Source organism: Photobacterium sp. AWH4_225, from assembly GCF_056158405.1.
Genome location: NZ_JBSWTF010000001.1, coordinates 860,512 through 874,781 on the forward strand (window position 1 = coordinate 860,512; position 14,270 = coordinate 874,781).

At 50.2% G+C, this 14,270-nt stretch carries 13 protein-coding genes; 7 read left to right on the forward strand and 6 right to left on the reverse strand.

Annotation, left to right across the window (positions count from 1 at the left end):
* Positions 1-274: 274 nt before the first annotated feature.
* Positions 275-3,040, reverse strand: a complete 2,766-nt coding sequence (locus tag ACXAD4_RS04440; RefSeq protein WP_475239021.1) for an insulinase family protein — start codon at positions 3,038-3,040, stop codon at positions 275-277.
* A gap of 317 nt (positions 3,041-3,357) precedes the next feature.
* Between ACXAD4_RS04440 and sixA the strand changes: the two genes are divergently transcribed.
* Together sixA and ACXAD4_RS04450 are read left to right on the forward strand one after the other, a co-directional pair.
* Positions 3,358-3,831 carry a phosphohistidine phosphatase SixA gene (sixA, locus tag ACXAD4_RS04445; protein ID WP_475239023.1) on the forward strand — a complete coding sequence of 158 codons (474 nt, stop codon included), beginning with the start codon at positions 3,358-3,360 and terminating at the stop codon, positions 3,829-3,831.
* Positions 3,832-3,978: 147 nt separating this feature from the next.
* Positions 3,979-4,338, forward strand: coding sequence for a hypothetical protein (locus ACXAD4_RS04450; protein WP_475239026.1), 360 nt, complete (start codon positions 3,979-3,981; stop codon positions 4,336-4,338).
* Between the two features lie 55 nt (positions 4,339-4,393).
* Here the strand turns inward: ACXAD4_RS04450 and smrB are convergent, their stop codons facing one another.
* The gene (gene smrB, locus ACXAD4_RS04455; protein ID WP_475239028.1) at positions 4,394-4,924 is read right to left on the reverse strand and encodes an endonuclease SmrB; all 531 of its coding nucleotides are present in this window, start codon (positions 4,922-4,924) and stop codon (positions 4,394-4,396) included.
* 53 nt (positions 4,925-4,977) lie between these two features.
* Here smrB and prmB point away from each other — a divergent pair, with 53 nt between their 5' ends.
* Positions 4,978-5,910 carry a 50S ribosomal protein L3 N(5)-glutamine methyltransferase gene (gene prmB, locus ACXAD4_RS04460; protein ID WP_475239030.1) on the forward strand — a complete coding sequence of 311 codons (933 nt, stop codon included), beginning with the start codon at positions 4,978-4,980 and terminating at the stop codon, positions 5,908-5,910.
* Between the two features lie 71 nt (positions 5,911-5,981).
* Here prmB and queC read toward each other — a convergent pair whose 3' ends face one another.
* Complete coding sequence (gene queC, locus ACXAD4_RS04465; RefSeq protein WP_475239032.1) at positions 5,982-6,680, reverse strand: 7-cyano-7-deazaguanine synthase QueC; 699 nt, start codon at positions 6,678-6,680, stop codon at positions 5,982-5,984.
* 256 nt (positions 6,681-6,936) lie between these two features.
* Positions 6,937-8,004 carry a PLP-dependent cysteine synthase family protein gene (locus ACXAD4_RS04470; protein WP_475239033.1) on the reverse strand — a complete coding sequence of 356 codons (1,068 nt, stop codon included), beginning with the start codon at positions 8,002-8,004 and terminating at the stop codon, positions 6,937-6,939.
* 152 nt (positions 8,005-8,156) lie between these two features.
* Here ACXAD4_RS04470 and ACXAD4_RS04475 point away from each other — a divergent pair, with 152 nt between their 5' ends.
* From ACXAD4_RS04475 to ACXAD4_RS04485, 3 genes are all read left to right on the forward strand, one after another.
* Complete coding sequence (locus ACXAD4_RS04475) at positions 8,157-8,618, forward strand: Lrp/AsnC family transcriptional regulator (protein WP_475239035.1); 462 nt, start codon at positions 8,157-8,159, stop codon at positions 8,616-8,618.
* Positions 8,619-8,801: 183 nt separating this feature from the next.
* Positions 8,802-10,541 carry an ABC transporter transmembrane domain-containing protein gene (locus tag ACXAD4_RS04480; RefSeq protein ID WP_475239038.1) on the forward strand — a complete coding sequence of 580 codons (1,740 nt, stop codon included), beginning with the start codon at positions 8,802-8,804 and terminating at the stop codon, positions 10,539-10,541.
* Positions 10,541-12,397 carry an ABC transporter transmembrane domain-containing protein gene (locus ACXAD4_RS04485; RefSeq protein WP_475239040.1) on the forward strand — a complete coding sequence of 619 codons (1,857 nt, stop codon included), beginning with the start codon at positions 10,541-10,543 and terminating at the stop codon, positions 12,395-12,397. The genes ACXAD4_RS04480 and ACXAD4_RS04485 overlap by 1 nt, the downstream gene beginning before the upstream one ends.
* Before the next feature lie 44 nt (positions 12,398-12,441).
* On the opposite strand, the gene tesB is transcribed toward ACXAD4_RS04485, so the two are convergent.
* The gene (gene tesB / locus ACXAD4_RS04490) at positions 12,442-13,308 is read right to left on the reverse strand and encodes an acyl-CoA thioesterase II (protein ID WP_475239043.1); all 867 of its coding nucleotides are present in this window, start codon (positions 13,306-13,308) and stop codon (positions 12,442-12,444) included.
* Between the two features lie 140 nt (positions 13,309-13,448).
* Here tesB and ACXAD4_RS04495 point away from each other — a divergent pair, with 140 nt between their 5' ends.
* Positions 13,449-13,868: a YbaY family lipoprotein gene (locus tag ACXAD4_RS04495; RefSeq protein WP_475239045.1), complete on the forward strand. Its 420-nt coding sequence runs from the start codon at positions 13,449-13,451 to the stop codon at positions 13,866-13,868.
* A 66-nt stretch (positions 13,869-13,934) separates the two neighbouring features.
* Here ACXAD4_RS04495 and ACXAD4_RS04500 read toward each other — a convergent pair whose 3' ends face one another.
* Entirely contained in the window at positions 13,935-14,240 is a 306-nt protein-coding gene (locus ACXAD4_RS04500) for an MGMT family protein (RefSeq protein ID WP_475239048.1), read from the reverse strand.
* Positions 14,241-14,270: the final 30 nt, after the last annotated feature.

A 14,270-nucleotide genomic window follows, 5' to 3' on the forward strand; every position in this document is an offset into this window, starting at 1 on the left:
CTCCTCAAGTATCTCTTACAAAATGGGCGGATTGTTACTGTAAGCAAATTGATGCCTATATCTGTAACACGTATTTATAAGACGACCGATATTGTGGATTGGTTCAGCATTCTGCCACTGATTAGTTCTGAGAAATGGTTGCTAGATATGTCCCGGGTAGTAAAAAACTGTAAAAAATATAAAATCTGCAAATTTATTAGCTTTAACTCATTGTAAGTAAAGAAAACCCGGCCAAGCCGGGTTTTTTGAGTTTGTTTAGGTTGTAGCAACCAATTTAGTAAGCCCCTTTTTGAAACTCTTCGATAGAGCCTATCGGCGTGCCGATATGGAGTGGCTCTAAATTGCTATGGGCTTGCCCCTGGCAGTGCATCACAATGCGGTTGGAGGTGCGGGGCTTTACGACATCGACAATAAATTTCACCATATCGGCACGGGAAATAGCTTCTAAGGCTTCAATGACCTTCTGCCGCTGGTTGAACTCATTGTCCTTGTTACCGATGCTGACCCAGAAGCGCTGGGCGCGGGCTCGCAGGTTGGTGTCCGGCTCGGAAATTTGCGCGATCAAGCCTTGTTTGCTGGCCTGCCACTGTGCTTCGTTGAGCTCTAGTAACACCAGTGCGAAGGCATTGGTAAATTCATCGATGGCTTCAAGTAACTGGGTTGGAGCGGCTACCGGTGACTGGATATATAAGATCAGGCCCGGGTGGCGGTTGAGTGGCAAGTTGGCGGTACCGACCATGTAACCCAGCTGCTGTCGGGTGCGAAGTTCATGGAAAAACGTCGTCGACATCAAGTGATTGGCCAGGGTGTAAATGGCAATTTTCCGCGGCGTTGTTTCCCGTGATTGGTAGTACATCAGCAGCGCCGAGTCAGCATGGTTGCAGTTGATTTCCTTGCTGAGGGTGCCGGAATTGCCCAACCTGACTAACGGCCTTTGTGATTCACCGTAGAGCTGGTCGGTGACCCGGAAGGCATCTTTGAGGGTTTCGGCCAGAGCAATGGCATCCTTTTCGAGCCAGTTTCCATAAACGAATGTATCGATATGAAGCTCGGCAAACATCGCCTCTACGAAAGCCGGTAACTCATCGACTTCGATACTTTCCAACGCCTCGAGCAGGACGGGGTACGGCGGGTTGTTCGGCTGCAGAACGCCGGTTAGGGCATTGAACAGCTGAGAGATCGGCTTGTCCTGTGCAGCATTGCGCCAGTTGCGAAGCATCTGGGCTTTGATGTTTTTGAAGCGATCAGGGCTAAACTCGCGGTTGGCAAAGCGATCAAGTAGCAGCTTGAGCAGCAGGGGCTGCTTTTCACTGAAACCGGATAGCTGCAATGTGACGCCGCCTTGGTGGGCATAAAGGTTATACGACATACCGGCAATTTCAGCCGGGTAGGCTGTTTCGTTGATGGCATCGAGCAGCATTTCAACACACAAGCGTGTCTTGACGATATTGCGTGGCGAGTTGACGGCATGCGGGCTGTCGATAGCCACATAGACAATCCCTTTTGGTACACGAAATTCATGCTCTTGCTTGTACCACAGGCGGAAGCCCGGCAGGTCCTGTAACAGTCGGGGCGGCTGCTCGGCGTCATCGGCGAGCGGTAGCGGATCGGGCCTTTCACACAGGTAAGGGTTCTGCTCTGGAAGAGTGAGTTCCGGCTCTGTCCCCGGAGCCTGCCAGATAGCCAATTGCTGTTCGGTAAACGGTTTGACGCCATAAGGTGTGTGGTACCACTTAGCGATCTTATTGTTCTCCTGACCTTGAGCAACCAGCACCAAGCGCATATTTTGCGGTGTCAGCTTATCAAGGAAGGAGGCAATTAGCGTCTCGTCGTAGTTTGCCATCATGTAATCGCCATAGATGATATCGTCAGGCGAATAGTGCAACAGATTCATCACCAGGTAGCTGACCGTATCGAGCGGGCGGTTTTTCTCCTGGTAGCGGAACGCCATATCCAGTACGGATTTTTTCTCGCTAAAGCGCCACTCATCCAGTCCTTGTTGGCGGATCAGATCAATATATTGGAAAACGGTTTTGACTATCTCATCAACGTTATCCAGCCCTTTAGGGGTTAGGTTCAGACCGACGGTAAATTCCCGGAAATTGCTGCCGCTGACACCACCTCCTGCCGCCAAGGTATTGATTAAGCCTCGTGATTTCAACAATGACATCAGGCTACCACTGCCCTCGTTACCCAGTAGGTGGGCAATGTATGAGAGGGGCTTTTCGCGATAGTACTGATCAACCGCTGGCAAGGTGAACGAGAGTGTGAGCTTACGCACTTCCTTGATCGGGTCGATAGTAATGAACTTGGCTTTCTCGTTGTCCGATACCAAAGGGACGGCAATTTCCGCTGTTTGGTTCCCGGTATTGGGGATATCACGGAAGAAGGTTTGGGCGTAGGCATCCAGCTCTTCCAGCGATTGAGGGCCAAGCAGAACAAGTCCCATTAGGCTGGCGCAGTAATGGGTCTGATAAAAGGCAATCAGCTCGTCGCGAACCGAGTTGTCGTTGCGGTCTTCCAGTGTGGTGAGATCACCGACCGAGAACTTGGAAAAAGGGTGCTCGGGGTTGATGGTTTCCTTATGAACTTGGTACAGGCGGCGTACATCGTCTTTCAGCTTGAGTTTGTATTCCGAGTCAACCGCGTTGCGTTCTTTGTCGACGGCTTCTTCATTGAATAAAGGTGCGGTAAAAAACTGGCCGAAGCGATCGAGACCTTCACCGAAAGCGTGGGGGCTAACTTCAAAGAAATAGGTAGTGTTTTCGGTCCCAGTCCAGGCATTGTTGCTGCCGCCACTTTGGTTGATAAAAGTTTGGAACTCACCAACGCGCGGGTATTTTTCGGTGCCGAGAAACAGCATGTGCTCGAGAAAATGTGCCATGCCCTGACGGTCAATAGGATCGTCAAAGTGGCCAACCTTTACCGATAGTGCAGCCGCTGAACGGGGGGCTTCAGCATCATGTACCAGCAGTACCTTCAATCCATTGGGCAGGGTGAGGTAACGGTACTGCTTAGGGTCATTCGGACTTGTATGCACAGGAAGAGCCTATTTTTTCAAAGGAAAGTAGACTAATTATGACGCTCATTAGAAAGGGTGGCAAATTTAACCCATCTTTATTTGCCAAGAAACAAAAGGTTAGCGCAGCGATTTCCAACGGCGGTCACGGAACCTCTAACAGGGTGAGCGGGATCTCTGTTTTCTACTGGGTTTACTTGCTAGCATAGCTTTGAAGTACGTCTTGTCTGATAGTGAGAAGTCGGATAAGTAAGCCTGAGTTTGATCGATCACTACCCACTGACAGTAATTATAAATAAGTGTGTGATCGGGTATCAGACTGTGAAAATGGATAAAATATGCGAATTTATATTATGCGTCATGGTGAAGCCCAACACTTTGCAGCCAGTGATGCAGAACGCCCACTGACCGACAGAGGGGCTTCCCTTTCTGAGCAAATGGCATTGCAACTTGCCGGCCAGTTCGACAACGATCTGGATATGGTCTGGGTGAGCCCTTATCTGCGAGCACAGCAGACGTGGCAATCGATGGCATCTCATCTACCTGAGCCTAAGCGCCTGATGACCGTTGATGACATCACCCCTTACGGCGATGCCGAAGATGTAGCTGCTTACCTTAAAGCGGTGATCAATATCGAGCAGCCGGAAAATCTGTTGGTGGTATCGCACCTGCCACTGGTCGGTTACCTTACCGCTGAAATGGTGCCGGGCTTGCAGCCTCCGATGTTTATCACTTCCTCGATTGCCGCGATAGATTACCAACCAGACAGCGACAGCGGTGATCTGCTGTGGCATGCCAACCCTGAAGGCTAGTCTCAAAGCCCCGAGCATTTCGAGCAATTAGATGCTTGGGTATGGACCCCCGGAAAATGTTGAGTAAAAATCCTAAGGTTTTTCCGGGGAGCGCCGATACAAGAGATAGTTTCGTTTCTCTAACCCTCTTGAATTCATAGACGTTTGATGAAAGCAAAGTTATCACTAGCGATGGGTGTCGCACTGCTTGCTGGATGCGTACAAATGCCGCCAGCCCCTAGTATTAATGCCAATGGCGCCATTAAGTGGGCCAATGGTATCACTGAAGATATGCACATTTCGGCGTCGGGGAGCACCCTGACATTTGCTTCGCCGCAAAGCCTGTTCAATCCGGGTGGCATCACTATCTTCTCTCGTATCGACAGTGCTCGAAACGGAGCCTGTGAGCACTATTACAGTGAACAGGCGGTGAAAACACGGATGAATATTTGTGATAGTGGGGAAGTGACCCTCCTTGTGGAAGGCCAGGTTATCAACGTGGGCTCGCTAGCACGGTTTGTCTACTAAATGGTAGAAAATGGCTTTGGGCTAATAGATGTAGTGAAGTAGCCCATCGCCCGATTTATCTTTCCGGAATATCTAGCAGCACCAATAGGGCACCGTCACCGCCGAACTCCAGCGGCGCTTGGTGGAAAGCCATCACATCAGGGTGTTGTGCCAACCACATTGGCGCTTTCTGCTTGAGGATGTGCTTGCCGATACCGTGCATCACACAGCAACAGGCAACTTTTTCCTTAATACACGCCGCGATCATCGCAGCCAATTCCCGCTTGGCCTCTTTTTGGGTCATTCCGTGCATGTCCAGATACATATCTGGCACATAGACACCACGGCGTAGTTTTTTCACTTCATATTTCGACACACCGGTACGGGCATAATGGGTTGGGCCGTTTTCGTTGAGGTGAGGCTCGAACTCGTCAGAGAAGTAAAACTCGTGATTTTGTGTTTCTTTTGCCGAGACTTTTGGTTTATCAGTCTTTGGACCCTGTCGGCGGGGCGTGATTATGGTATCATTGGTGATCTTTTTTACGCCCTTAACCGCTTCCTGGAAGAGCATCAGATCGTCGTCCAGGTTAGTATCTTTTTTGCTCATAGTGAAATTCCAACAACTTTATAGCGGTATTGTAGCGCCATTCGGAGGCTATTTTGGATAAGATTTTTGTCGACGAAGCCGTCAACGAACTTCATACATTGCAAGACATGCTACGTTGGACGGTTAGCCGTTTCAATGCTGCCGGTCTATTTTATGGTCACGGTACAGACAATGCGTGGGACGAAGCGGTTCAGCTTGTGCTACCAACTCTGTACTTACCCCTTGATGTACCATCAGAAGTACGTCACTCTCGCCTGACCAGCAGTGAGCGTCACCGTATTGTTGAGCGCGTGATCCGTCGTATCAACGAGCGTACCCCAGTTGCTTACCTGACTAACAAGGCTTACTTCTGTGGTATGGAATTCTTTGTCGATGAACGCGTACTTGTGCCACGTTCGCCAATCGGTGAGCTGATCGAAAACTTCTTCGAACCGTTCCTGCAAGAGCGTCCGACCCGCATCATGGATCTGTGTACGGGCTCTGGCTGTATCGGTATTGCCTGTGCCCATGCTTTCCCGGAAGCCGAGGTGGATATTGTTGATATCTCAACTGATGCCCTTGCGGTTGCCGAGCAGAATATCCAGGATCACGGCCTTGAGCAGCAGGTGATCCCGCTACGCTCTGATTTGCTACGTGATGTACCAAAAGACAAATACGACCTGATCGTGACTAACCCACCGTATGTGGATCAGGAAGATATGGACAGCCTGCCGGATGAGTTCCGCCACGAGCCAGAGCTTGGTCTTGCTGCAGGTACCGATGGCCTGAAGCTGGTTCGCCGAATCCTAGCTAATGCGCCGGATTACCTGAAAGAAGATGGCGTATTGATCTGCGAAGTTGGCAACTCGATGATCCACATGGAAGAGCAGTACCCGCAGATTCCATTTACCTGGATCGAGTTCGAAAATGGCGGCCACGGTGTGTTCATGCTAACCCGTGAGCAGTTGCTTGAGTGTGCTGATGAGTTTGCGCTGTACCGCGACTGATTTGCTATTTGAATCAAATAAAAAACCGAAGCACTAGCTTCGGTTTTTTTATGTGCGAATCTTAAAAACCGTTAAGCGTTACCAGCCTGTTGTTTGGCTTTTAGTTCGGCCATGATCGCATCTTGGTTGGCAAGGTAATCATCAAGTCCTGCTTTGCGCAGATCGCAAGAAGGGCAGTCGCCACAGCCATCACCGATAATGCCGTTGTAGCAAGTCAGAGTCTTCTCTCGGACGAAATTGAGCTTACCGTACTGGTCGGCCAGCGCCCAGGTTTCTGCCTTATTGAGCCACATCAGCGGGGTTTCAATCTTCAGGGCTCGGTCCATCCCCAGTACCAGAGATTGGTTGAGGGATTTAACGAACTCGTCACGGCAGTCCGGGTAACCGGAAAAGTCAGTTTCACACACACCTGTGATCACCGCTTCGGCACCAATCTGGTAAGCATAGATACCCGCAAGGGTCAGAAATAGAATGTTGCGGCCAGGAACAAACGAATTCGGTAGGCCATTTTCCTGCAATTCATGAGAGACCGGGATATTGTCGCGGGTCAGGGAGCTGATCGCGAGTTCGTTGAGCAAGCCCACGTCCATTACCTTGTGTGCTGCGACACCCAGCTCTTTGCAGACAGACTCAGCGACTTCGATTTCCAGCTTATGGCGCTGGCCATAATCGAACGTAATACAGTGCACTTCATCATAATGGGCCATGGCCTGGATCAGGCAGGTGGTGGAGTCTTGGCCGCCACTAAAAACAACTACGGCTTTGCGCATGAAAAATTTCCTATGTTGTTGTCGTACCGAAAAACAGTCGGTAGGGACTACCCCTTGATGTAATAAGGGTAGGCCAACAGCAGGTTCTCTATTGGCAGGCTCATGCTACCGCAGCAATAGCAAAGAGAAAAGCCTCGAGATGAAAGCACACAGACAAAATAATCGGCTATTGATGCAAACAAAAGCCGCCTTGATGAAGGCGGCTGAAAGTTGTGGCTGGATAAATGAGAGGTGTCGGCTATAAGATGCCGCGCGGTTAGCTTAGTTGGCCTGTTTTCTCTAGCTGTTCGAGCTGGGCAAGGTAGCCACTGATATCGCCAATGTTGTCCGCAATCCACTCTTGGTTGAAGTAGGTGTCTAGGTAGCGCTCGCCACTGTCGCACAGCAGGGTGACGATAGAGCCGCTCTCTCCTCGGGCCTTCATCTCGCTGGCAAGCTGCAGGACACCGTAGAGGTTGGTCCCTGTCGATGCCCCGGCCTTGCGGCCAAGCAGTTTCTCCAGCCAGTGAACGGTCGCAATACTGGCAGCATCTGGGATGGTGCGCATTTCATCGATAACATCCGGAATAAAGCTAGGCTCGACACGTGGGCGGCCGATGCCTTCGATACGACTACCGCATTCGCCAGTCAGGGATGAATCACGGGTTTTATAGTACTCATGAAAGACCGAGTTTTCCGGATCGACCACACATAATTGGGTGTTGTGCATCTGATAGCGAATATAGCGGCCGATGGTCGCTGATGTGCCGCCGGTACCCGGACTCATGACAACCCAGCTTGGGATGGGGTGCTCTTCGAGCTTCATCTGATCAAAAATGCTGTTGGCGATATTGTTGTTTCCACGCCAGTCGGTTGCACGCTCGGCGTAGGTAAACTGATCCATGTAATGGCCATTGAGCTCTTTGGCCAAACGGCGTGATTCCTCGTAGATCTCACTTGGGCTGTCGACCAAATGCGCACGACCACCGTAGAACTCGATCTGTTCGATTTTCTTGCGGGCGGTTTTTCGTGGGACAACAGCAATGAAAGGCAAGCCTAGCAGGCGGGCGAAGTAGGCTTCGGAGACCGCAGTACTGCCGGATGAAGATTCGATGATCGGGGTATCTTTACCAATCCAGCCATTACACAGGGCAAATAGGAACAGTGAGCGGGCTAAGCGGTGCTTGAGACTACCTGTTGGATGGGTGCTTTCATCTTTTAGGTAGATATCAATGCCGTCCAGCGACGGAATATCCAGCTTGATCAGGTGGGTATCGGCTGAGCGTTGAAAGTCGGCTTCAATTTTGCGGATCGCTGTGTGGATCCATTGTGGGTCGTGGCTCATGGTCGTTCCTTTTGCTGTGTGGCTGCATTACTAGCTATACATATTATGTAAGTAATGTATGACTAAGAGCAGGAAAAATCTTTATCAAATTTACTCTTTATCGCTTAAAATAGAGAAAATTATTCTAAAAGCTATATTTTAGGTGAAACAAATTGGCTGATCTCGATAAAACAGATAGAACGCTACTACGATTACTACAACAAGACGGCACACTGGCCTTGGCTGAGCTGGCAGAAGCGGTGAACCTTACGACAACACCTTGCTGGAAGCGCCTCAAGCGCCTTGAAGAAAGCGGTATCTTACGCCAGCGGGTTGCCTTGCTCGATCCGGTAAAACTCGGGTTGTCTTTTACTGCCTTTGTCCAAATCAAAACCAGTAACCATTCCAAGGAGTGGTACCACGAGTTTGTTGGGACAGTATCCGATTTCCCGGAAGTGATGGAGTTCTACCGCATGGCCGGTGAGTATGACTACATGATGAAGGTGCAGGTTGCCGATATGGCGGCGTTTGATCAGTTCTATAAAAAACTGGTTAACAGCATCGAGGGGCTGACCAATGTGACGTCGACGTTTGCGATGGAGCCACTGAAGTACACCACGGCCTTGCCGGTGTAATATTTTGCGCCCGAAAATTGCGACTAACTGCCACGATTTCAGTGGTTTGATATGCAATTGAATGAAAATCAGGATGAAATATCAAATCACAACCCGGTGCATATAAGCTATTGAAATAAAAGCTTAACTATCAGCATAATATCACTTGCAACAAAGGCTTAACATGGCAGGGAGGAGATGATTATGCAGGTGTTCTGGCAACTCAAATGGTATTTTCGCCAGGAATGGCGCCGTTACGGCGGTGCCATTGGCATTCTGGTCTTGGTCTCGCTGTTTGAGTTGGTTCCTCCCAAGGCAATTGGTTGGGTTGTTGACGGTGTGGTAAGCGGGACGATGTCAGCCGAAGCCATGCTGGGCTGGCTTCTGGGCTTGGCTGCGATTTGGCTGATTGTTTATTTCCTGCGAATTATCTGGCGCTGTTGGTTGTTCGGTGCGGCGGTAGAGCTGGGGACCGTACTGCGAAATCGCTTGTATCGCCATTTTTCTTCTCATTCACCTTCCTTTTTCGAGCGCTATAAAACCGGTGATTTGATGGCGCGCTCGACCAACGATGTCAATGCTGTGGTCATGACGGCCGGTGAAGGGGTGCTGACCGCGGCGGACTCGCTCATTACCGGGATCGCAGTACTGTTTGTCATGACCACGTTTATTAGTTGGGAGCTGACAATATTGGCATTGTTGCCGATGCCTTTGATGGCTATCGTGGTGTTCTTTCTTGGCCGCCAATTGCACAGCCGTTTTTCGTTGTCCCAAGCTGCGTTTTCGACATTGACGGACAGAACCCAGGAAAGTCTCAATGGTGTGCGGATGATCCGGGCCTTTGGGCTGGAAAGTCGTCAGCAGAAAGATTTCTCCGGTGTGGTCGATGATGTAGGCGATAAAAACTTGGCGGTTGCCCGAGTCGATGCCAAGTTTGACCCAGTGATCCAAATTGCTATCGGCATGTCTTTTTTCCTCAGCGTTGCTGGCGGCGCGTATTTGATCAGTGAACAACGGTTATCACTCGGCGATCTGACAGCCTTCGTGCTGTACCAGGGCCTGATGATTTGGCCGATGTTAGCGATGGCGTGGCTGTTTAATATTCTCGAACGAGGCTCTGCTGCATGGAATCGCTTGGCGCATATCTTTGACGAGAAACCAGATATCGTCAGTGGTGAAGTGCCGCTGGACAACACCTACCAACCAGTCAAGGTGGCGATAGATACCTTTGCTTGGACTGGCCAAGGGCAGCCGGCATTAGCTGATGTTCACTTTACGCTGAACAGCGGTAGCATGCTGGGGATTGCCGGACCCATTGGGAGTGGCAAGTCGACGTTACTGGCACTCTTGCTGCGACAGCAAGAGCTTGAACACGGTCATATCCATTATGGTGATATTGAACTCAAGCAGGCTGTGCTATCGCAGTGGCGCAGCCGGTTTGCGGTTGTCAGCCAGTCGCCATTCTTATTCTCTCGATCTATTGCCGACAACATAGCCTTGGGCAAGCCCAACGCCAGCATGGACGAGATCCGCTCGGCCGCCAAAGCTGCTTGTATCGATGACGATATCATGCAGTTTCCCGAAGGGTATCAGACCTTGGTGGGGGAGAAGGGCATTACCTTATCGGGAGGGCAGAAGCAGCGTATTGCCATAGCGCGGGCCTTGTTGTTGGATGCTGAAATCTTGGTACTGGACGACGCCCTGTCGGCTGTTGATGGTAAGACCGAGCATCATATTTTGCAGAACCTACGTCGTCAGAAAAACCGCACGGTGATTGTGATAGCCCACCGCTTAACAGCGCTGGAAGAGGCCGATATGACGTTGGTTTTCCACCAAGGCAGGATCAGTGAGCAGGGCGATCACGCCAGCTTGCTGGCACAGGATAATTGGTATGCGGAGATGTATCGTTACCAGAAATTAGAACAAGCGATGGAGGACGCATAATGGAAAAGGAGACCATTAAGCTGTCTGTTTTTACCCGGCTGTTGAAGTACGCACTGTCAGACAAGAAGCAGTTATCAGTGGCGCTGGGGTTATTGTTTTTGGCATCCATTGCGGATGTTTCTGGTCCTTGGCTGATTCATTATTTTATTGATAACAATATTGCCAAGGATAGTTTTCCGACCGCTGAATTGGCCACACTGGCGGCGGCCTATATCGGTTTGACGATAGCAACGGCATGGTTTCGTTACCTAATGGCGATTCGGTTTTATGAGCTCGCTATCGATGTTGTGCAAACGGTGCGTAAACAGCTCTTTGAGCGGATCATCAACCAACCGCTGTCGGCATTTGACTATATGCCATCGGGGAAACTGATTTCGAGGATCACCAATGATACTGAATCGCTGAGGGACTTTTACGTCCATGTGATTGGGACGGTGCTCAAGAATGTGGTGTTCATTCTGGTGATGCTGGTGGCAATGTCGCTGCTGAGTTGGCGTCTGACGTTAGTTGCGCTGGTCTTGCTGCCGATTGTGGTGGCAATCATGGTGCTTTACCAGCGATACAGTTCGGACGCCTACCGGAAAATGCGAGATTTGCTGGCTGACATCAATGCCTCGATGAGTGAATCCATTCAGGGTATGAGCTTGATCCAACTGATGCGACAGGAAAAAGCGTTTTACAACCAGTTCTCCGAGCTGACTGCGAGCCATTTGGCGGCCCAGGGCAGTGTGATTAAATTAAATGGTTTTATGCTGCGACCGTTGATTGATTTCTTGTCTGGGGTCGCGTTGCTGTCTTTGGTTGCTCTGTTTGGCGTGAGTGGTGTTGAGCTTATCGGGGTCGGGGTGCTATATGCATTCATCAGCTATTTGGGGCGGGTTACCGAACCCCTGATCGAAATGACCCAGCAACTGTCGTTATTGCAGCAGGCACTGGTCGCCAGTGAGCGTATTTTTGGCTTTATTGATGCAGAGCAACAGCAATATGGTGATGACGGTTTGCCGTTAGCTTCAGGCCAGCTCGAATGTCATCAAGTTGATTTTAGCTACGACGGTAAGCAGCCAATCCTTCAGAGGATCAACCTGATGATGCCCCACCGTGGGTTCTTGGCTTTGGTCGGGCATACCGGAAGTGGCAAGAGTACCCTGGCGTCGCTGATGATGGGCTTTTATCCCGCATCGAAAGGGCAGATTTCACTTGATGGCAGGCCGCTTCATAGCCTGTCCCATGAGGTGCTGCGATCGGGTGTAGCGTTGGTTCAGCAAGACCCGCATATCCTCAGTGCTACGGTACGGGACAATATTACGTTGGGCCGATCATCCCATGGTCAATCGAATGCGTTGGATGCACCGCAAGAGATAGATAAAAATATCTGGCAAGCGCTGGAAGCTGTTGGTTTGGCCGAGCAAATCCGTCGCTATGACAATGGATTGGATACTGAACTGGGAAGTGGAGCGGTCAATCTCTCCGCGGGCCAGAAGCAGTTGTTGGCATTGGCTAGGGTCTGGTACAGCAAACCGAAAATACTGATCCTCGATGAGGCAACAGCCAATATTGATTCCGGCACCGAACAGCATATCCAGCAGGCATTGAATAACTTGCGTCAGGATATGAGTGTGGTGGTGATTGCGCACCGTTTATCGACGGTAATTGAAGCCGATGAAATATTGGTTCTACATCGCGGGGAAGTAGTTGAGCGGGGCAGACACCATGCGCTGTTGCAGCAAGAGGGCCACTACCGGCAGATGTACCAGCTGCAGCAAGTGGGAGAACATCTCCAGCAGTTGGAAAGTGAGGTCAGTGCGGAAGTACCGTTGAGTTCTCAATCGCAGCCCGAGCAGCAAGAGGCGGGATAATCCGCCTCTCATCAAGACCTTAAAATAGAGCGGTATCTTCCGCTCTATTTCTCTCCTGTATGACGCATCAATCCTTCCTGCACCGCAGATGCAACCAGTTCGCCTTTCTGGTTGTATATTTCACCTCGTACCAAGCCTCGGGCATTGCTCGCCGATGGGCTGTCGATGGCGTATAGCAACCACTCATCCATACGGAACGGGCGGTGGAACCACATAGAATGGTCGATGGTTGCCACTTTCATTTGTGGGTCGAACAAGCTTACGCCATGCGGTTGCAGTGCGGTGACTAAGAACCCCCAGTCCGATGCATAGGCCAGTACGTACTGGTGTATACGCGGGTCGTCTGGCATCTCGCCGTTGGCTTTAATCCACAGATATTGTTTGGCTTCGGTCGGTTTTGGCGCTAGCGGGTTGACCACATTGACAGGGCGAACTTCAATAGGGCGTTCGCGGCCAAAGTGTTTCACTGCGCTCTTTGGCAGTTTGTCAGCCATGGATAAAATAAGTTGTTGCTCAGACATCAAGCCTTCGTAGGAAGGTGCATTCGGCATTGGCGATTGGTGCTCGAAGCCGCTTTCCTCTCCCTGGTAAGAAGCGGTAATGTAGAAAATAGGTCGGCCATACTGAATGGCCTTTACCCGGCGGGTGCTGAAACTGTTGCCGTCACGTAGATTTTCGACATCGTAGATGATTGGTTTGTGGGGATCCCCTGGTCGCAAGAAATAGCTGTGAAAGGAGTGGACCTGACGGTCTTCATCGACGGTTTCCTTCGCCGCTGACAGGGCTTGTCCTAGCACTTGGCCGCCATAAACCTGTGGTAAACCCAAATGCTCACTTTGTCCACGGAATAATCCTTGTTCAAGCTGCTCTAAATGTAGCAGAGTGAGAAGTTCATTCAGTTCTTTGCTCATCGGATCTCCAGAATTAATGTTATTATTACGTGCTGTGGGAGTGGAACAAACATTCCTAATGAATGGATGATCATTCAGTTTAATCGTTAGTTCAAGTGCTTGTCACACATGAAAATGACAGTTTTGCTTTAGGAGAGACAATGAAAAGGGTTTTGGCACTGATTTCGGCCTTGGCTGTGGCGCTGATTGTGTCGGCATGTACTAGCTTGGTACAACAGGATGCTGATTTGGAAACGGTGACGGGAACCTTGACCTACAAAGAGCGTATTGCATTGCCAGACAATGCCCGAATTACGGTTACGCTGGCTGATGTGTCGAAAATGGATGTGGCTGCAGAGGTGATCAGTAGTCAGGCGTTCCTTGCCGATGGTAAGCAAGTGCCGTTTGAGTATCAGTTGAATTTTTCTCGTCAGGAAATCGTTTCGAACCATACTTATGCTGTCAGCGCACGTATCGAGGTTGATGGTCAGTTGCTGTTCATCACCGATACGGCTAACCATGTTTTGACTGATCAGGACGAGTCTATTCGCAAGGATTTGGTGTTGGTGAAGGTCAAATAGCCTCAAATACTTACTTTTAGTAGATTATCACCTAGAGCAAGCGGCAGTTGCTTACTCTAGGTGCCATCAAAAGCCATCCCAGCGGTATAGCCTGAGTTTCATCCTTCCGCTCTCACTGACTTCCACCCCTTCTTCGATCAATTTACGGCGTTGGCGCTGCAAATCGTGCCCCGTTAGGGAAATCTCCCCTTTTGCATTCACCACCCGGTGCCAGGGGATAGTCGAACCTTCTGGTAAGGTCGCCATTAATCGCCCCACTTGGCGTGCATAGCCGGGAAAACCTGCAAATTTAGCAATATCACCATAAGTTGCCACTTTTCCAAGTGGAATTTGGTGAACTTGGGTGTAGATTTGCGCCGCAAAATCATCCATATTTATACCTGTACCAAACAAAACCTGATT